Here is an 18700-nt window from a genome sequence, read left to right as displayed (position 1 = left end):
TATCCCACACATGGCACATCAGGGTCATGATTCGGAGCGGGGCCGCCATGACCGGGGTCATGGCTGTCAGGACATGACCTTTGCCACGCTGTGCTGAGGGAAAGGGCTGGTTATGCTCCCGGTTATGCGGGATGCCAGGTCGATCCGTGACGTCAACAGCTGGGTGGGATTCCCAGAGGATCGCCCGCCGCTGGTGTTCAACATCTTCTTCTGGGGGTCCGCGCTCATCAGCGCGCTGGTGTTCGTGGTCGGATTCCAGGCGTCAGATCGGTTGCAGGATGGGTGGCCGCTGTCGCAGACGACGTTCCTGATCAGCGCGGCCGCCTTACCACTGAGCTGCGTGTTGTGGCTGGCGGTGCCGTGGCGGCCCGGGGCTTCTGTTCCGCGCAAGACGGCCAGTGCGCTGTTCGTGGTCACGAGCCTGCTGCTGATGATGGCCGGAGGGGTCGCCGCTCTGCTGATCGCCAGCATGGCTGTGGGCAACGTCCTGGTGGTCTTCGGATTGCGCGGGGGCATCGCCTACGCCGCCACGGCCGGGTTGTTCCATTTCCTGCTCGGAGTGATCAACCCGGAGCAGTCGCTGCTGGCCGCCGTTCTGAACGGCGCGACCGTGCTGCTTCTCTGTTTGGTGATCATGGTTGTCGTGGTGGCGATGATCGAGGCGCATCGGCGGGCGGAGGAGACGCGGCGTCTGCTGTCCGAACTGGAGGATGCGCACGCGGAGCTCCGGCGCCATGCGGCGCGGACTCGGGAGCTGGCCATTGCCGAGGAGCGGGCCAGGATGGCGCGGGACATGCATGATTCGGTGGGTCACTATCTGACCGTGATCAATGTGGGGCTGTCGAACGCGCAGCGGTACAGGTCCTTGCGCCCCGAGGCGGCCTGGGGGGAAGTGCGGCAAGCCCAGGAGCTCACGCTGGAGGCCCTGACGGACACGAGGCGGTGGGTACGTGCGCTGCGGCCGTTGCGGATGGACGGTCGCAAGGGTATCGCCGCGCTGCGGGCACTGGCCGAGTCGTTCTCCTCGGCCGACCTCGAGGTCGACTTCACGGTGACGGGCGCGTGGCCGGACATCGATGAGGGTCGTGAACTGGTGTGTTACCGGATAGTTCAGGAAGGGTTGACCAATGCTCTACGCCATTCCCGGGCGCGCCGCATCGAGGTGGCGCTCCAGTGCACGCCGGAGCGTGTGGAGGTGAGCGTCCGCGACGACGGCACCGGTGTTGTGGTGGACGCGATCGCCGGCGGGTTCGGACTGCGCGGCCTGCAGGAACGAGTGGAAGCCGTCAAGGGCGAGCTGCGGCTGGCGAGCGACCCTGGTGAGGGATTCACTCTGCGAGCGATGGTGCCGGTATGAACGTGATTCGGGTCTTGCTGGTCGACGATCAGATCCTCATGCGTGAGGGCCTGCGTAAGCTGCTGGAGATCGAGCCGGGTATCGAGGTCGCCGGGTTGGCCGCCGATGGTCTGGAGGCGCTGGAGCTGCTGACGACGTTTTCGCGGGAGCGTCAGCCGGAGGTCGCCTTGGTCGACGCCCGAATGCCGCGTATGGATGGTGTCGAGCTGGTTGCGAGGCTGCGTGCGGACTTCCCGCGGATCGCCGCGGTGATGCTGACGACGTTCGACGACGATGACTATATTTTTGGCGGCCTGCGCGCGGGAGCACGCGGTTATCTGTTGAAGGACACCTCGCCAGATGAACTGGTGGCCGCGATCAGGCGGGCTGCGCGGGGGGAGACCGTGCTGGGCGCGCCTGCGGCCGAGCGGCTGGTGGCGGCCCTGCGTGAAGAGGCCGGCGTGGCTGGTCCGGCCGAGCCGCAGCAGCCGGGCGCCGCGGTGGGGGCACCGTGCGGGTTGTCGGATCGCGAGTATGAGGTTGCCATGCTCATCGGTTCCGGCGCTTCCAACCGTGAGATCGCGCGGCACCTGCACATCACCGAGGGCACGACCAAGAATCACATCTCCAACTGCCTGCGCAAGCTGGGCCTGCGCGACCGGACCCAGCTGGCGGTGTGGGTGTCTCAACGGCAGACCGGCTCGTGAGGTACGGCGGATCCGCCATGGCCTGATCCGCGCTGTCCGGCGGGAGCGACGAGTTCGGCGTAGAGCGCGCAGGATGTCAGGAGATCGTCATGGTCGCCGAAGAAGGCACGGGTGCCGTCCAGCAGGAGGATGTGGTCAGCCCGCAGGGCGGACGCGGCGCGGTGAGCGATCACGATGAGCGTGCCCGGCCGGTCGCGGAACGCGCGCTCGGCGTGTGCCTCCGCGGCGGGGTCCAGGTGGCAGCTGGCCTCGTCCAGAATGACCACCCGGGCTCGGCTCGCGTAGGCGCGGGCCAGCCCGATCAGCTGCTTCTCGCCCGCCGACAACGTGGCGGGGTCGAGCTGCGCGCGCAGCCCGCCCAGGCGGGTGATGAGCTCGTCGGCGCCGACGAGCTCAGCGGCGGTCACCAGCTCATGCTCGTTCGACTCGGGAGCGAGGTAGCGGAGGTTGTCGGCGACGGTGGCGCGGAAGACATACGACTCCTGCGGTACCAGCACGATGTGCTCGCGGCGGTGGTGGGCGGCGATGCCATCAGGACGCACCGCCCCCACCGTGACCTCCCCCCGGCAGGGGAGCGCAAGCCCGGCCAGGAGCATCGCGAGCGTCGACTTGCCGATGCCGCTGGGGCCCACGATGGCCAGATGGCCGTCCTCAGGCACGGCGAAGGACAACTCACGCAGGACGGGTTCGGTGTCCGCGCCGTAGGAGAACCAGATGTCGTCCACCATGACGCGGTTGCCGCGCGGAGTGACCGGCTCACCTGCCTGAGCGGGCGCCGGCGCGTGATCGAGGGCGGCGAGGCGGCGGATGGTCACCGCCAGTTGCAGCCCGGACCCGCCGACGAGCTCGGTGAGCATCCGCATGGCCGGCTCCAGGTGCGCGCTGAGGTAGGTCGCCGCGCCCACGAGCACACCGGCGCTCATGCCACGGTCAATGAGCCAGGGAGCGGCCAGCAGCAACGCGAGCAGAGGTAGCTGGCCGCCGATCGCGGTGATGAGGCTGCGCGTGGCGGTCGCGCCGGCCAGCCGCTGCTGGGCTGCGCGCTCGGCGCTCAGCGCGAGGTGGACGCCGTCGACCACCTCGTCCTGGCGGCCGAAGGCCGCGATGTCGCGATGGCCGCCGATGGCGGCGCTCGCCTCGCGGGCCACGCGCTCGTTCGCCTCGATCGTGGCCCGCTGGCGGCGGGCCAGGCGGCGTAGCAGCGCGGTGAACAGCAGCGCCGAGACGAGCACGGGCGGCAGGATCAGCCACACGATCTCGCCGGCCAGCGCGCTCAGCCCGATGGCCGCCGCGACGATCGTGAAGGCGAAGCGGCGCAGCCCGTTCAGCAGCGCCGCCACCGATCTGCGTACGGATTCGACCTGCTGGGTGATACGGGAGATCGTGGCTCCGTCGGCGATGACGCCGTCGCTGCCGCGCACGATGCCGGCGACGACCGCGTGCATCAGTTCGTCGCGCAGGGGCTCGACGATCGATCCGATCATCGGGAAGGTGAAGCGGGTGGCGATGCCGCCGAGGGCGTAGGCGAGCAGCAGCCCGGACAAATACAGCAGCCCGGTTCGGATGTCGCCGCGCAGGAAGCCCGTGTCGATCGCCTTGGCGAGCAGCAGTCCGGTTACGGTCGCGGGCAGCGCCTCGAGAGCCGACCAGGCCGCCAGCCCGGCCAGCGGCTTGCGGCGGGCCACGAGCGAGTGGCCGATCAGGTGCCAGCCCACCGTGTCATGACGCATCGCTGAACTCCCGTTCCTGTCCCGGGTTGAACAGCCGGCGGTAGCGCGGCTGTTTCCACAGCTCGTGGTGTGGCGCCACAGCGCGCAGGCGGCCGTCTTCGAGCCAGGCCACCCGGTCGGCGCGGGCGGCCAGTGAAGGGCGGTGGGTCACGATGATCCGAGTAGCGGTGACCTGCTGGGTGAGGGCCTTGCTGATGTGCAGCTCGGTGACGCTGTCCACGCTGGACAGCGCGTCGTCGAGGATCAGCAGGCGACTGGTGCGGGCCAGGGCGCGGGCCAGGCCCAGGCGCTGGCGTTCCCCGCCGGACAGCGGGGTGCTCGCGCACTCACTGTCATACCCTTGGGGCAACCGCCTGATGAACGCGTCCGCCTGCGCCGCCTGGGCGGCATCCCGGACCCGGTCGCCGGAGCCGAAACCGATCGCGTCCGTGAACGTCCCCTCCAGGTAGCAGGGGCGCTCGAACGCCCAGCTGACATGGGCGGCCAGCTCCGCGGCGGCGAGTTCACGTACCGGTACCCCGTCCAGGAGTACCTGGCCGGCGTCCGGGTCGGTGAGCCGACCGGCGACCGCTGCCAGCGTGCTCTTGCCCGATCCGGACAAGCCGACGAGAGCAAGGCTGCTTCCGCCCGGCACGCGCAGGGTGACGCCGTCCAGGACTCCGTTCACGGTCAGGCCTTGAAAGGTGAGTTCACCGGGACTTTCGGGCAGCGTGCGCGTGCCGTACGACATGGTCGGGGTGGACAGGACTTCCTCCAGGCGGCGGGCGCCCGCGCGTGCCTGGGCAAGGGCCATGAAGGCCCCGGCCTGACTCAGCAGCCCGAGGGCCATCCCCGCATACGCCGCTGCGGCGGTCAGCTGGCCCGGGGTGATGTCGCCACCCACCAGCGCGTACCCGGCGGTGGCCAGGACCGCGACCTGGATCAGCGGCATCAGCAGGGAGGCACGCAGGCTCAGCTTGCCCTGCAGTATCCACGAGTCATGCCCGGCGCGATGGAGGTCGGGCAGGTCCGCGAGCACGCGGTCGATCTCCTGAGTTTCGGAGCCGGCCGCGCGGACCGTGCGGATGCCGGCCAGAACCTCCGCCAGCCGGCCCGACATCCGGCCCTGGATCTCCAGATACGTGGTCAGCAGCGGCGAGACCCTGCCGACGAAGGAGCGGATCACCAGAGCGGCGACCGGCGCGCCGACGACGAAGGCGGCCGACAGGCGAAGGTCGATCAGAGCGAGCGCGATCAGGGCGCCGCCGGATACCAGCAGCGAGGTGATCCAGGAGCTGAACAGCGGGACGACGGAGGCCGTCTCCGTGGTGTTGGTCAGCAACCTGCTGGTCAGATCACCGCCGGCGAACCTGGCACGCTCGCGGGTGCCGAGCCGCAGGATGTGGGTGAGGAAGTCACGCCGCAGGCCCAGGACGAGCGTGCTCACACACCAGGGCGCGATGAGCTGGTTGACCACCTCGGCTGCCAGCAGGAGCAGGACAAGGCCGGTCAGCTGGGTGATGGCGGTATGTCCCTCCTCCTTCGCGAGCCGCTCGTCGATCGCCGCCGCGAGGACCGCCGGGAGCGCGAGAGCCCCGGCCGCGCGGATCAGATTCACGGTGAAAAGCGGGATGTTCCACCACCAGCCGGCCCGTGCCGTGCGGGCCAGTAGCCGGTCGGCGCTTGTCCAGCGCATTCATGTCCTCCCTGACATGAGCGTGGCCGGGGCGCGCGAGGCGCCCCGGCCAGGCTCGGACGGTGCTACATGCAGACGACGGCGCTCACCGTGCTGCCGCCGATGCACGCCGACAGGCTGACGGTGCTGGCCAGGCAGGCGACGCCGACGCTGACGGTGCTGAGTACCGAGGCGGGTCCCTCACCGGAGGAGGGGGCGCTTCTGTTCTGCAGATTGAGGACGTATCCCATGGTCGGTTCCCTTCGCTTGTGCGGATGGTTAGCAGACGGCGATGCTGGTGGTGCTGAAGCACGTCACAGGGCTGAGGAAGCTGAGCGAGGCCGGCTCGACGCCGTCGTGCGCCTCGCGGACGTTCTTGGTCTGGAGATTGAGGACGAAGCTCATGTCGGGTTTCTCCTTTCAGATCACGCGGTGATGGTGGTGATGCACAGGAACTGACTGGCGCTGCTCTGGCAGTTGAAGTAGCTGTTGGTGCTGATCGACAGGACCGCGTCACCGTCGGCGGAGGCGCCGGATCGCGACAGGTCCTGAAGGTTGAGGACGAAAGCCATGTCGGTCTCTCCTTAACGGCTAGCAGGCGGCCCAGCTTTGATTGCTGAAGCACAGCGACAGGCTCCAGGTGCTGGGCTGCCTGGCGGCGCCGTTCCCGGTGTCGTCACGGCCGGCCTGGATGCTCTGCAGGTTCAGAACGAAGGACATCTCTTGGACTCCCTTGGGTCGTCAGCAGCCGATCAAGGTCCAGCCGCTGATACAGAACGATGGGCTGAGGCTGCTCGGACCGAGCGCGTCGTAGTCGCCGTTGGCCCGGTCGGCCGGAACGCCACGCGACTGGAGGTCGAGGACGAATGCCATGTGGATCTTCCTTTCGGGATGGAGTGGAACGGTCAGTCGAGCTCGTCTGGGTGAGCGGGCGCCTCCTTTCCGCGCTCTGCCCCGGCGAAGGGCCGCAGGAAAGGCAGCAGCGGCAACGACGCATCGCGTACACCGGCGAGCGCGTGCAGGATGCCCGCGCTGCCGGTGCCGAAGTCCATCGACAGCCGCATCAGCTGATCGCCGGGGAAGGCGATCTCGCCCCGGAGCCCGACCATGTGCAGACGCAGCCGCTCGCGTTTGACGGCGATCAGCTCATCCAGGCGGGTGGTGTCCGGGTAAAGCGTGCGGAGGTGGTTGAGGAAGCCCATCTGGCCGGCAGTGCCGAAGAACACCATGGGGCACACGTGGAACTCGGCGTGGGCCGCGCGGCGCAGGCGATCCATCGCGAGCGACAGATCCTCGGTACGGCGGTGCCGCAGCAGCTCACTGAGAGCCAGCCCGACACCCGCCGACCCGGTGCCGATGTAGGGCATCATGCGCCAGCCCTCGTTGACGAACAGCACGTCGGTTTCCTCGACGTGGGCGCAGCAGTCCAGCTCGTGCCCGATGGCCTGTTCGGCCAGATCGAGGTAGGTGTCGTCGCCGGTGGCCTCGAAGAGCCGGACGAACAGCAGGGCCGGCCCCGACATGCCATACAGCAGCCCGGCTCTGCGGTGCTTGCCGTTGTCATCGACCGGCTTGGGCGGCTGGTTCACCAGCCGCTCGCCGATCTGGTTGGCCGCCTTGATCGCCGAGTCGCGTAACCCCTGATCGTCCAGGCGTCCGGCGAAGTAGAGCTGGTTCAGCGCCACGCCGCTCAGCCCGCTCATCAACTCGTCGGCCAGCGACACGTGGCCGATCGTGTCGATCCGGTCGAGTACCTCCAGCGCGGCCTTCCGGTTGCCGATCTCCTCGAAGGCATGAGCGATGCCGTGCAGGCCGTCATAGAAGCCGATCCGGTGCAGGCCCTGATGGTGGCGGACCCGCTCCAGCAGCCACCGCTCGTATTCCTCGCGCCGGCCGTACCCGCTTTTGGCCAGCGCGTACAGCACGCCGGCCGCGCCATAGCCGAACCCGAGGCCGCCCAGGGTGAACTGCTCGACGTCGCCCGGAAAGAGGCGGTCTTCGCGTTCCGGTGTGGCGCTGGCCCACACCGCCCTGGCCATGGATGCCTCGATCTCCTGCCAGTCGGCTCCAGCGATCACCTCGCTGGTACGCGTCATCTGCTCCTGGCTGCCCGCCCATTCAGAGGAGCCCAGGTCGAGCAGGCCGAGCACGCTCTCGCCCCAGCCTTCTGGCATCGGGAAGCGCTGCTGCACGAAGTCGACCAGGGCGCGTGCCCTGGTGGTGTCGAGGGTGATGAGCACGGTGAGCGGCACGAACGGTGCGATCTTCAAGCAGCCGAGGGCATAACGGTCGGCGGCCAGGCTCTCGCGCTTGTCCGGCGGCACGAAGCCCGGCGCCCCCATGCCGATGCGCTGTTCTTGGTCGACGTAGGTGGCCAGCTCGAAGTCGATCAGTTTCACCTGACCCTCTTCGGTGATCATGATGTTGTTCGGGTGCAGGTCTCCGAAGGCGATGCCGCGTTCGTGCAGCCGGGCGACGACCTCGTCGATCTGCGCGGTGATGTCGACGGCCCATTCGGCGAACTCGCGGATCGTCTCCTCGGTGGGCTCGAACTGGATCAGCGGCGTGCGGTGCACCATGCGCTTGTTGAGCGTGACGCCGTCGACGAACTCCTGGACCAGGAAGTGGTGCTCCCAAAGCTCGAAGTAGTCGTAGCAGTCGACGACCGCGTCCAGGTCGGCCAGCTTGACCAGGAACTCGTGCTCCCTCTTCAACCGGCTGACCGCGTCCCGGCCAACCTGGTCGAGCCCCGCTCCGGGCCTGGCCTCCTTCAAGATGACCTTCCTGCCGGTGGCCTTCTCGATGGCCACGTAGATGCCGCCGCCGTTGGAGAAGTGCACTGCCGACTCGATGTCGTAAGGGAAGTCGGCGGGGGCCTCACCGTCGCGCCGCTCGCGCAGATGGGAGTCGAGGAAAGCCGGCGGGTGCACCCAGTCCGGCACGTAGAACACCGGATCCCGCTGGTCCACCACCAGCTCGCCGTCCGGCGTCTCGATCGCCATGGCCGGCTCGCCCAGGTCATTACGGGTCACCCGCTCGACGAAGCCGCCGTAGCGCAGGTACAGCGGGCCGTCCTTCCAGCGCAGGTCACTGAGGATGTACGGCCCGCCGAGCCCTCGCAGACGCGGGTTCAGGTCATCGAGCACCTGCTTGAGCTGCTCATCAGAGGTCGGGTAGATGGTGATGAACTTTCCGCTGCCGCCCCGGTCGGCGTACTTGAGGTTGCGGCCGATGAACGCGGCCTCGCTGGTCAGGAACTTGAAGGAGATCTGCCCGGCCAGGCAGTACTCCGCGGTGACGTCGAGCACCTGTTGTGCTGTTTCACGAGTGGCCGAAATATGAATCTTCCAGCCCTGGGAGAGCATTGTCGCCGCGCCGCACATGTAATTGAACCAGGGGCCCTTTCGGACCGTGCGCCAGCCTTCTGGGGCAGGGGTCTCGGCCTGCTTGTATCCCTTCTGGGCTGCAGCCCACTTGCCTGGCTCGTCATAGAAGAGGCGGTCGGCGAAACAGTACTCGAAGTATTGGAGCTTCATCTCTGCACCGTCCTGAGTGGGCCTTGTCTGTGTGCGTGACTAACACGATATGGACAATGCGAATTAAGTCCAATTACGCAGAGTTGCCGCGATCTGGGCAGCTGGCTGGGCTGATAACGTTTTCAATCACGTCTGCGATGTGCTCCGACGCGCTCCGTGATCGCCGTTGAACATTTCCCGAGGGAAAGGCAAGGAGTCCTGATTACGCTGTGTGATATCCCCGGGCGAAGATTTCTTGAGAAACGTCGCTATTTTCATTCTTTCCGAATAATCAAAAAGGCGCAATCGGGGCCCGGTCGACATGAAATGGCTCGCGGCTAAATTCGGCGATGGCGTTATGTAGAGAAAATGTAGACGAAGCGAGTAGCCTGCACAATTCTTTGCCCGGCCGCCCGTAGAAGTGCGCTGCGCTCGGGGCTGGCCGGGCTCGTCGGGTCGTCCTGATCGCCTGGGGGCTCATCGCCCTGCGGATCCGGCCGCTCGTGCTGGGCAGCGTCCTGCTCGTGATGGCCCAACTGCGGCGGATCGATCGCCGCGGCCCGCTGTACGGCCGGCGAGAGAACGACGGCGGCCGAGTGAGCCGGACGGCCGGCGCGGCGATCCAGCAGAACATGGGAAGACCTGGCGCTGGCGGCCCCCGCTGTTCAGGACGGGTCGGGCGGATCGAGTGGGAGGGGGGCTGGCGTGGGTCGGATCTGTGTCGGCGTCGGTGTGCTCGTGTAGGGGACCGCGGGGCAGCGTGTGCCGGGAGGGGGAAGCGTCTGGTCGATGAGGTATCGGTCGATCGTGCCGCGGGTGCACTGGCTGCGGTTGTAGATGCTGTGTCCCCAGCCTTCGTACGTCAGCAGCCGTGCCTCACCGCCGATCTGGCCGGCCGCGCTGGCTGCCCAGGCGTGGCCGGTGGCGGGGTCATGCCGTGCGTTGCCCAGGAGCAACGTGGGGGTGCCATCGATCCGCAGGCGGTGTTGCGGGTTGGGGATCGGGACGGGTTCGCCGAGGCAGCCCATGGTGAAGGAGAAGGTCAGCGGGCTCACCCGCATGTCAGGTGCGATGCGCTGCGAACGGCGCAGGAGGGCCGCGAACTCGCGGTAGTTCCGGATCGGCAGATGGAAGTCCTGGCAGACGATCCGCAGGGGGTTGGCGACGAGACCGTCCGCACGCGGGGCCCGGCGCTGCGTGAGCTGCCGTGTGAAGATCTCCGGCAGCGCTTTTGAGGGGGTGGCGCCACTGTCGATCGCGACCATCGTCTCGGCGAGTTCCCGCCAGTAGGGGCCGTAGGTGGTCTGGAAGGGAAGCCTGATGAGGTCGAGAGTGCTCAGCGTGACGGTGGGGTGGCCGGGGTGGTGCAACTCGCCGCGTTCGGCGCGGGCGAGCAAGTTCGCCCAGAACGCGCGTAGGTCGCGGTCATGCAGTACGCAGGCGCTGTCGCGTTCACACCAGGCCGCGAACTCCTCGAAGGAGTCCTGGGCCGTGGCGGCCCCCGTGTTGAGGAAGGCGGCGGTGCGCAGGCTGTGGTCGATGTTGCTGTCCAGGGCGAGCGCCCGGACTCGGCCGGGGAAACGCTCGGCGTACAGCTGCCCGATGAGGGTGCCGTAGGAAAGGCCGTAGTAGGTGAGTTTCCCGTCACCGACGGCGGCGCGCAACGCGTCCACGTCGTTGACCACGCTGAGCGTGTCGACGTGGTCGAACAGGGGTCCGGTCCGGGCGCGGCAATCGGCGCGGAGCCGGTTGTTGTAGTCGAGCCATCGATCGAAGTCGATCTGGCTCTTGAGGAAAGGGTCGGCTGGTGCCTGCCGCATGAGTTCGGCGGAGCAGACCACGGGATTGCTGCGCGCCACACCGCGAGGATCGAATCCGACGATGTCGAATCTTCGGGTGATCTCTTCGCTGAAGTAGCTTCGCCGTCTCAGGGCGAAGTCGACCCCCGATTCGCCGGGACCACCCGGGTTGATGATCAGGGAGCCGATTCTGGCTTGGGGGTCGGTGGCCTTGCGCCTGGCCACGGCCAGGTCGATGGTGGGGCCGCCGGGGTTCGCCCCATCGATGGGGACGGTCAGGGTGCCGCACTCCGCGGTCGGGTTCTCGACGCAGGGTGCCCAGGCGATGGCCCGGCCGGCCGACGTCACGGCCGCAGCCGCGTTTCCACGAGGGATGAGGACCGTCAACATCAGAAGAACGGTCAGGACGCGAACGAATCTTGTCATGCTTCTCCGCTCGTCAGGTGGGGTTGGCCGACCGCACCGGTTATCGGAAAGGCGATTCGTCCCGATTATCGATCATGCTCGGCAGCTGTGCCCATGAGCCGTGAGGATGACATGACTGATCGTCCCTTCGAGGGATGTCGATGAGATGGTGTCCAGTTCTCGCTGCCCGGCACGAACGGGTCAGGATGTTCCGGAGTTCAGGACCGCATCGACCGCCATGTAGAGGGTGTCGTTCTCGGCCTGCAGGATCGAGCCGTCGGAGGGGAGGGCTCGCTCCAGCGCGAGGCCGTTCAGGACAGTAAGGAGGAACTTCGCGCGCCGGGAGGTGTCGCCGGGGGTGAGGGCGCCTTCCTGCGTGAGCACCGTCAGCCAGTACTCCACGCGACGACGCCCCTCCCCTTCGAGGGCGAGGTACGCCTCCCGCACGTGTTCGGTCGGTTCCGGGGCGATGAAGTGTTCGTGGATGGTGCGGTGCGCCTCCCGTGCGCCGGCGCCGACTCCGGCGGGGGCGAGGACCTGGCGCAGGCAGTCGACAAGGCGGTCACGGGCCGGCACGTCCCGATCGTGGATCCGGTCTTCGGGAACGACGACGTCGTACAGACGGGTGAGTACCTCGTCCTGGAGCGCCCGCTGCGTCGGGAAGTGGAACCGGAGAGATCCCGTGCTCACTCCCGCGCGCGCGGCGACCGCTCGTACGCTGAGCTTCGCCCCGGGGTTTTCCCCGATCAGCTGCATCGCCGCCAGGAGAACCTTGTCCCGGCTGCTGAGCTGCTCGTTCTGTTCCGTCATCACCTGAACCTCCGCCTCACTCGTTCACAACTATCACACTGTACTAGCACGCTGTGATAGCTTGGCCATCATTCCGGGTAACACAGTGTGTTAGTCGAGTTGTGATGAAGCGACGGGGTGGAGGAAACGTGTTGAAGGTATGGCGGCGCAGCCGGGCGATCCGGCGGGTCAAGCGCGGCGACGGACGGCCTCTTCAGCGGTATCGCTGGTGGCAGTTGCCCTTGGGGCGCGCGCTGTTCCACCTCCCGCCCTCGTCCGATGGCCGGAGGCCGGGGACATACGCCGTCGACGTGCGGCACTGGGGCAACCAGTCAGGCGGCGAGAGTACGGCGCACCTGTATCTCGACGGTCGCCATCACGCCCAGTCGAAGATCCCCGCCGTGTTCCCCCTGGAGGGCGGCGTCATCGAGGTCGCGACGAGCAGCTTCGGGATCAAGCGCTGCCACTTCGTCACCACCACGGGCGAGGAGCACCAACTCGTTCCCGACCCGGCATCGGGAGGCTCAACATCACGCTCGCCCTCGGCGCCGCGCCGGCCGGCATGGAAAGGGCACTGCGTCTGCGCCACCACTGGCTGCTCGACGCCGGGGGCAACTGACCGCCGGGTGGCCCGCTCCGGCAGACGCCGATGACACATCACCAGAGAAACGGAGACGAGAACCATGAACCTCCTTCGCAGGCCATTCCAGATCATCCGTGCCGACCCGCGCGCGTACCTGCTGATCAACGCCCTTGCCTACGGCACGCTCCTCCTGGGCATGGCCCTGGCCCTGATGTTCCCCGATCTCCACGCCGCGCGGACGTCCTCCTTCGTCGACGGCGGCCAGGGGGCGCTCGTCGACGCCGTGATCGGCAGCCCCTGGGTCTTCGGCGCGACCATCTTCTTGGTCAACGTGTTCGCGACGGCGCTGCCGCTCATCGTCCTGCCGTCCCTCGTGATCCCCTTCGCGGGCCTCGTGGTCTTCGTGATCAAGACGATCGACATAGGGATCCTCCTGGCGCCCGTCGACCGGACATCGGCACTGATCCTCATCCCGCACTCGCTGACCATGCTCATCGAGTTCCAGGCCTACGCGCTGGTGATGTTCGGCGCCTACCTGCTGGGCAGGTCCTGGCTCCGGCCGGCGACGGTGGGAGCCACCACGCGACGGCAGGCCTACGTGCGCGGTCTGAGCCGGCTTGGCCGGCTCTGGCTCGCGGCGCTCGCGCTCTTCGTCATCGGCGCGGTCTACGAGGCCGTCGAGATCTACTTCCTCGTACCGTTGGTGCTCGGCGCCTGACCGTCCCCATGGCGACGCCGATCGAGGCTTCCGGGCTCGCCCGCCTGAGCGAGTCCGGCCGGTCAGGCGTCACTCAGATCTGGTCCAGGCCGCCGTCGACGTACGATCGGGTGGCGGCCCTGGTCGCCGCGTACACGCCGAACTCCCGCGGCATCTTGCGCCATTGAGCGCCGGTCCTGAACCGCCGGATCACGCCCGTGCTGGGCAGACTGCCGGAGGGCGCCCGTCCCGGCCGGGACGGGCGCCCTCCAGTTCAGGGTGCGACGCGGTGGTCAGGCTCCGTGCGGGCCCGGTGCGGCGCTTCCCTTGTACTCTCCCAGGTCGGAGACCAGCTCGGCGATGTCGGGGATGTTGTCGTAGCGGCGCTGGTGCAGGGCGGCGATCTTCGCGCCGATGTCCGGATCGGGGTCGTCGGTGATGTCGAACGAGGTCATCTTGTCGATCAGCGGTAGTCCGATGCGGTCGGTGTGGAGGTGTGCGGGGTGGATGAGGTACTCCCAGTAGCGGTCGAGGTCCTCGATCGCCCAGGTGGCTCCCCACTCGTATTCACCCCCGTAGTCGCGGCCGACGACGAAGGACGTCACGGGCGGGATCTTGCCGTGGTTGCGCAGGCTCTGGAGGGCCTCCTCGAGCTGTTGCGGTGTGACGCCGGGCTTGAGGGTGAAGCGGATGCCGTGAATGATCATCGGTCTTCCCTTTCTGGTGGTGTTGGTGGTGATGGGTTGTCAGCCGGCGGCGGCGCGGGCCCTGCGTGCCACCCACGGTGCGAGGGCGGCGAGGGCGGCTGCCGCTGCCATCGCGATCCCGGTCCAGGTGAAGGCGGCGGTGATGCCGGCGCTCCGGACCAGGGGTTGGATGACCAGTGGGGACAGGAACTGTCCGAGGAAGATGCCCGTGACCAGGCCGCTGAGGACCCGGCCGCGCTGGTCGGGGTGGGCGAGCTCGCTGAGCCGCAGGTTGAGGTTGGGGACGGCGAATCCGACCCCGAGGCCGCCGACGAGCAGCCCGGCCGCGATCTGGCCAACGGCGTCGGCCGTGCCGACCAGCAGCCAGCCCACGCCGAGCAGGGCGACGCTGACCGCGGTGATCGTGGCGGACCTCAGTCGCCGGCGCAGCGCCGGGAAGGCCAGAGCGCCGATCGCGCTGGACAGGGTGCTCCCGGCGATCACCGCGCCGGTGAGGGTGGGTCCGCTGCCGTGGCTGCTGAGCAGGAACGGCAGTTGGGTGGGTGCCATGTAGAACGCCAGCGTCACGACCAGGGCCAGCGCGTACACGCCGAGGATCCTGCCGGTCATCGGCGACCGCCGAGGACGTGGGAGGCCGGGCGCCGCCGTACGCCGGCTCGATGGTTCCCGGCGCAGGGCGCCGATGGCGAGCGCGGCGACGCCGGCCGAGGCGAGGTAGATCCAGAACGGTGCCCGCCAGCTGGCCGTGGCCAGCAGTCCGGCCAGTGGCAGGAAGACGACACCGCCCAGGCCGGCGAAGGCCTGCTGCAGCCCGAGGAAGGACGCACGCCGCGGCCCGGCGAACCAGTCGGTGATCGTCGCGCTGACCGCCGTCATGATTCCGCCCACCGCGATGCCGAGCAGCGCCCTGGTGGCCAGCAGCAGGTACAGGTCGTTGGCGAAGAATCCGGCGGTGCCGCTGATGGCGTACAGCACGAGGCTGGAGACCAGCAGCGGGCGGCGCCCCAGGCGGTCGGCGACCAGCCCGGAGACGGGGGCGCTGACGGCGATCGCGAGGGAGGTGACGGTCAGCGCGAAGCGGACGAGGAGGTCCGCGCCGGGGGTGCCGGCGAAGGCCTCCCGCATCGCGGGCAGACTGGGCGAGATGATCGCCGGCGCCATGATCGTCAGCATGGCCGCCGCCAGGACCGCGGCGCGCGCCGGGCGTGAGGGTGCCCGCTGGGACGGGGCGGGCTGAGTCGAAACGGATGCCATGGGAGGGCTCCTCTCGCGGGATCGGCCGAGAGCGCCCGGCCGGAGGGTCAGTTCCAGAGCGTGACCATGAAGGCCAGCGCGAGGGTCAGGACGGTGAGCGTGGCCGCCCAGGCGAGGCGTTCGACGCGTGGGGTCGTCGGGGTGGTCATGGCGATCTCCTCAATCTCCAGATATGTGTGGTCAATCACTCACTCTTTGGTCCGAAAAAATGGCCACCGGGACCGGTGACGCGGGGGCGCTCAGCGCCACAGCATGAACAGCACCACGTCCAGAACGGCCAGCGGCGCGAGCGCGGCCCAACGGACCACGACGTTGCGGGTCATGTCATCACCTCCTTCGGTCTACCTCGGCACGGACGTCAGTAATGGCGCAGGCCGTCGCTCAGCGCCCGGGCCCAGGGAGCATCGACCTGGTGGGCGTCAATGGCGACCACCAGATGGCACAGCATGCCCCTCGCGAAGAACTGCTGGATATCGGCCTCCGCCGCACCGGAGACACCTCGTACGTACTCGACCAGCCGGGCGTAGCCGGCGCGCACCACCTCACGGATCGCGGTCTCCGAGGCCGCCGCACACTGCGCATGCAACTGCACCAGGAGCAGATCCCGGTCGGCGACAAGCCGAGCGTAGGCGTCGCCCATCGCATCCAGGACCTTCTCCGGCGAGCTGCCCCCGGCCGCGGCGGCGCCATCGCTCAGGCTTTCGCGGATCAGAGCGAAGCAGTGCTCGACCACCGCCACGAACAGCGTCTCCTTGTCGGGAAACAGCCGATAGACGTAGGCCTGCGAGATGCCCGCCCGCTGGGCCACATCCATGGTCGTGGTCCCGAAGTAGCCCCGGCCGGCGAAGGTGCTGACCGCTGTTTCAAGGACCACCTTCTTCCGTTCGTCGGCGGTCGACAGCTGTCGTCGGGATGGTGATGTCGCCATATGAGTAATTAACCACTCACACTTTTGCCTGTCAAGCCCGGCTCGGAGCCTCCGCTCATCCCGGCCGAAGCGTCCAGCCAAGTCGCTCACGGCTGCCAACCTCGCCCTCCAGCTCGGCGTGCTCGCCGAATTCGGCTACCAACGCCCGGGGCGCGATCGTGTAGGAGCGGGCGGTGTTCGGGTTGACGATGGGAAGACGCAGTTCTACGCACACGCCCCGGAAAGGTCGAGTCGTGAGCTGCGATGAGGTCGTCCGGAGAATACCGTGGGCGTCATGGATGCCGACAGCGCGGAGCCGTTCGGACCAATGCTCCGACGTCTGCGCGAACGTGCGGGTTTCACGCAGGAGCAGCTGGCGGAACGCGCCGGGATCAGCACGAACGCGGTGAGCGCGCTGGAGCGCGGCATCCGGTCACGGCCCTACCGCCACACGCGGGATGCGCTCGCGGACGCGCTCGGGATCGCTGCCGTCGAGCGGGCGGCGTGGGAGGGAGCTCTCTCGGTGCCGGTGTTCCGGCCGCGACTTCCGGCTGTCGCGTCTCCCATCCTCGGGCGCGAGTCGCAGATCGACCTGGTGCTGCGCAGGCTGTCGACGGAACGTATGGTGACGCTGACCGGCCCGGGCGGGGTCGGCAAGACGCGGCTCGCGCTCGCGGTGTCCGAGCGGATCGGGGCGCGGTTCGCCGACGGGGTGATCTTCGTTCCGCTCGCCGCTCTCCAGGAGGGCTCGGATGTGCTGCCCGCGATCGCGCACGCGGTCGGCCTGCGGGAGCTCGGTCCCCGTGACGTGCGGGAGGTGCTCGCCGGCCACCTGCGCGCCAGACGCGCGCTTCTCGTCCTCGACAACGCCGAGCACGTGCCGGACGCGGCGGGGGAGGCGGCGGCGCTGATGATCGCGGCTACCGCGATCGTGGTCCTGGTGACCAGCCGCGCACCGCTGCGTATACACGGCGAGCACATGCATCCCGTTCCTCTCCTCACGGCCGGGGAAGGCGGTGCACTGTTCGCCGCGCGGGCGGCCCAGGCGAGTGGTCACCCCCTCGGCGACGGTGACCGGAGCGTCGTGGCCGAGCTGTGCGCGCGTCTGGACCACCTCCCGCTGGCCATCGAACTGGTGGCGGCCCGGACGCGGCTGCTCACGCCGGTGCAGCTTCTCGCCCGCCTCGACGCTCTGGTCCTCGGTACGGCCGGCGGCCCGCGGGACGTACCCGCACACCAGCGGACGCTGCGCGACACCGTGCGCTGGAGCTACGACCTCCTCGACGAGGAGGCGCGCACACTCCTGCGTCACCTTGCCGGATTCCGCGGAGGCTGGACGCTGCCCGCGGCGATGGCCGTCGGTGAGCTCTCGGAGACCGAGGCGCTCGACCTGCACGCCACGTTGCTGGACAACAGCCTGATCGTGCGGGACACGGCGAGCGGCGAGCCCCGGTTCCGGATGCTGGAGACGATCCGGGCCGTCGTCCTTGAGCACCTGTCCGCCCCGGGCGAGGCGGACCGGCTACGCGAGCGGCACGCCAGGTACTTCTGCGACCGCATGACCACCATCGCACCTCTCCTGTGGGACCCCAGGACGGCCGAGGCCCTGGACGAGCTCGAATCCGACCACGAGAACCTGCGTGCGGCCATGCGGCACCTGCTCGCCAACGGCGCGCTGTCCGAGGTCGCCGCCGCCTGCGCCGGATCATGGCTGTACTGGGTGATCCGCGGCCATCTGCGCGATCCGTTGCACTGGGCACGCACGGCCCTTGGCCCGGGGACGGAACCGGCGGTCCGTGCCAGGCTGCAGTACATGGCCGGGTGGTCGCTTCTCCCGCGCGGACACCACGACGAGGCCGCCAGGTGGTTCGAGGCCGCCGCCGGCTCGGCCCGCGACGCCGCCGCGGACGCGGAACTGGCGTGGATCTTGTTGTCCTGGGCGCATGCCGAGGTCTATCGGGGTCGGCCGGGGGCGGCCGCGGAACTGCTCGCGTCGGCCGCCGCGGCACTGGACGGGCACCGCGACGTTCACGCGCTGTCGTGCGTGGCGATCGGTTACGCGCACGTCGCCATAGCCGGCGGTTCCATGGCGGAGGCCGACGCATTGCTGGCCGCACAGCTTCCGGACATCGAGGCCCGTGGCGCGCAGTGGCCGATCGCCGTCGCGCTCGGTATCCAGGGCCGGGTCGCCGCCGTCCTCGGCGACCACGCGCGGGCGGCGAAGCTGCTCGATCGCTCGGTACGCATCTTCGGCGAACTGCAGGACACCTGGGGCATGGCTCACCAGCTCACCCATCTCGCGGACGCCGCCGCGCTCCAGGGCGACCACACCCGGGCGGCCCTGCTCTATGGCGCCGTCGACGAGCTCGCCCACGAGGTGGGCGCCCAGGTTTTCCACGTGTGGCAGGAACTGAGCGATCGTTGCCAGGCGGACGTCATGTCCGCGCTGGGGGTTGACCGCTGTACACGACTTCGCCGCCGTGGCCGGTTGCTCAGCGTGGCCCAGGTCGTCGAACTGGCGACCGGGTCACGTGACGCCCACACAGTAGCGAGTGTGTGAGCGGTGTCCGTGGTGCTCGCCTTCGCGACGGCCGACGCTGGTCCTCATCCGAGCAGC

General features: G+C 68.6%; 18 protein-coding genes. 4 read left to right on the top strand and 14 right to left on the bottom strand.

Annotation, left to right across the window (positions count from 1 at the left end; all coding sequences use genetic code 11):
- The first annotated feature begins 124 nt into the window (after positions 1 to 124).
- Together ACIBI5_RS37345 and ACIBI5_RS37340 are read left to right on the top strand one after the other, a co-directional pair.
- Positions 125 to 1357 (top strand): sensor histidine kinase, encoded by a 1233-nt coding sequence (locus ACIBI5_RS37345; RefSeq protein WP_397253805.1) that lies wholly within the window; start codon positions 125 to 127, stop codon positions 1355 to 1357.
- The gene (locus ACIBI5_RS37340) at positions 1354 to 2043 is read left to right on the top strand and encodes a response regulator (protein ID WP_397253803.1); all 690 of its coding nucleotides are present in this window, start codon (positions 1354 to 1356) and stop codon (positions 2041 to 2043) included. The genes ACIBI5_RS37345 and ACIBI5_RS37340 overlap by 4 nt, the downstream gene beginning before the upstream one ends.
- Here the strand turns inward: ACIBI5_RS37340 and ACIBI5_RS37335 are convergent.
- The 11 genes from ACIBI5_RS37335 to ACIBI5_RS37285 all read right to left on the bottom strand — a co-directional run bounded on the left by ACIBI5_RS37335 (position 2022) and on the right by ACIBI5_RS37285 (position 12620).
- Positions 2022 to 3773 (bottom strand): ATP-binding cassette domain-containing protein, encoded by a 1752-nt coding sequence (locus ACIBI5_RS37335; protein WP_397253801.1) that lies wholly within the window; start codon positions 3771 to 3773, stop codon positions 2022 to 2024. The two genes, ACIBI5_RS37340 and ACIBI5_RS37335, sit on opposite strands and share 22 nt — an antisense overlap.
- On the bottom strand, positions 3763 to 5448 hold the full coding sequence (locus tag ACIBI5_RS37330; protein ID WP_397253799.1) for an ABC transporter ATP-binding protein: 1686 nt from the start codon (positions 5446 to 5448) through the stop codon (positions 3763 to 3765). Before ACIBI5_RS37330 ends, ACIBI5_RS37335 begins: the two co-directional genes overlap by 11 nt.
- A 65-nt stretch (positions 5449 to 5513) precedes the next feature.
- Positions 5514 to 5678 carry a hypothetical protein gene (locus tag ACIBI5_RS37325; RefSeq protein WP_397106709.1) on the bottom strand — a complete coding sequence of 55 codons (165 nt, stop codon included), beginning with the start codon at positions 5676 to 5678 and terminating at the stop codon, positions 5514 to 5516.
- A 28-nt stretch (positions 5679 to 5706) separates the two neighbouring features.
- A complete protein-coding gene (locus tag ACIBI5_RS37320; RefSeq protein ID WP_397253797.1) occupies positions 5707 to 5832 on the bottom strand; it encodes a hypothetical protein in 126 nt (41 codons plus the stop codon).
- Between the two features lie 20 nt (positions 5833 to 5852).
- Positions 5853 to 5999, bottom strand: a complete 147-nt coding sequence (locus ACIBI5_RS37315; protein WP_397253795.1) for a hypothetical protein — start codon at positions 5997 to 5999, stop codon at positions 5853 to 5855.
- A 19-nt stretch (positions 6000 to 6018) separates the two neighbouring features.
- On the bottom strand, positions 6019 to 6147 hold the full coding sequence (locus tag ACIBI5_RS37310) for a SapB/AmfS family lanthipeptide (RefSeq protein WP_397106715.1): 129 nt from the start codon (positions 6145 to 6147) through the stop codon (positions 6019 to 6021).
- A gap of 21 nt (positions 6148 to 6168) precedes the next feature.
- On the bottom strand, positions 6169 to 6300 hold the full coding sequence (locus ACIBI5_RS37305; protein WP_397106717.1) for a hypothetical protein: 132 nt from the start codon (positions 6298 to 6300) through the stop codon (positions 6169 to 6171).
- Positions 6301 to 6332: 32 nt separating this feature from the next.
- Positions 6333 to 8963 carry a class III lanthionine synthetase LanKC gene (lanKC, locus tag ACIBI5_RS37300; protein ID WP_397253793.1) on the bottom strand — a complete coding sequence of 877 codons (2631 nt, stop codon included), beginning with the start codon at positions 8961 to 8963 and terminating at the stop codon, positions 6333 to 6335.
- A gap of 644 nt (positions 8964 to 9607) precedes the next feature.
- Complete coding sequence (locus tag ACIBI5_RS37295; protein ID WP_397253791.1) at positions 9608 to 11167, bottom strand: alpha/beta hydrolase; 1560 nt, start codon at positions 11165 to 11167, stop codon at positions 9608 to 9610.
- A gap of 180 nt (positions 11168 to 11347) precedes the next feature.
- Positions 11348 to 11956 (bottom strand): TetR/AcrR family transcriptional regulator, encoded by a 609-nt coding sequence (locus tag ACIBI5_RS37290; RefSeq protein ID WP_397253789.1) that lies wholly within the window; start codon positions 11954 to 11956, stop codon positions 11348 to 11350.
- A gap of 355 nt (positions 11957 to 12311) precedes the next feature.
- Positions 12312 to 12620 carry a hypothetical protein gene (locus tag ACIBI5_RS37285; RefSeq protein WP_397253787.1) on the bottom strand — a complete coding sequence of 103 codons (309 nt, stop codon included), beginning with the start codon at positions 12618 to 12620 and terminating at the stop codon, positions 12312 to 12314.
- Here ACIBI5_RS37285 and ACIBI5_RS37280 point away from each other — a divergent pair.
- Positions 12619 to 13236 (top strand): stage II sporulation protein M, encoded by a 618-nt coding sequence (locus ACIBI5_RS37280; protein WP_397253785.1) that lies wholly within the window; start codon positions 12619 to 12621, stop codon positions 13234 to 13236. The genes ACIBI5_RS37285 and ACIBI5_RS37280 overlap by 2 nt on opposite strands.
- A 272-nt stretch (positions 13237 to 13508) precedes the next feature.
- On the opposite strand, the gene ACIBI5_RS37275 is transcribed toward ACIBI5_RS37280, so the two are convergent.
- The 3 genes from ACIBI5_RS37275 to ACIBI5_RS37265 all read right to left on the bottom strand — a co-directional run bounded on the left by ACIBI5_RS37275 (position 13509) and on the right by ACIBI5_RS37265 (position 16104).
- Positions 13509 to 13922: a Dabb family protein gene (locus ACIBI5_RS37275; RefSeq protein WP_397106731.1), complete on the bottom strand. Its 414-nt coding sequence runs from the start codon at positions 13920 to 13922 to the stop codon at positions 13509 to 13511.
- A gap of 39 nt (positions 13923 to 13961) precedes the next feature.
- A complete protein-coding gene (locus tag ACIBI5_RS37270; protein WP_397253783.1) occupies positions 13962 to 15176 on the bottom strand; it encodes an MFS transporter in 1215 nt (404 codons plus the stop codon).
- 358 nt (positions 15177 to 15534) lie between these two features.
- Positions 15535 to 16104 (bottom strand): TetR/AcrR family transcriptional regulator, encoded by a 570-nt coding sequence (locus ACIBI5_RS37265; protein ID WP_397253781.1) that lies wholly within the window; start codon positions 16102 to 16104, stop codon positions 15535 to 15537.
- Positions 16105 to 16378: 274 nt separating this feature from the next.
- On the opposite strand from ACIBI5_RS37265, the gene ACIBI5_RS37260 reads away from it, so the two are divergent.
- Positions 16379 to 18643, top strand: coding sequence for an ATP-binding protein (locus ACIBI5_RS37260; RefSeq protein ID WP_397253779.1), 2265 nt, complete (start codon positions 16379 to 16381; stop codon positions 18641 to 18643).
- The last annotated feature ends 57 nt before the right edge of the window (positions 18644 to 18700 follow it).

Origin of the sequence: Nonomuraea sp. NPDC050540 (assembly GCF_044457485.1) — a bacterium.
In the GTDB taxonomy this organism is placed as follows: Bacteria; Actinomycetota; Actinomycetes; order Streptosporangiales; family Streptosporangiaceae; genus Nonomuraea.
The sequence above is the reverse complement of the archived record's forward strand: the minus strand, read 5'-3'. Positions and strand labels throughout refer to the sequence as shown.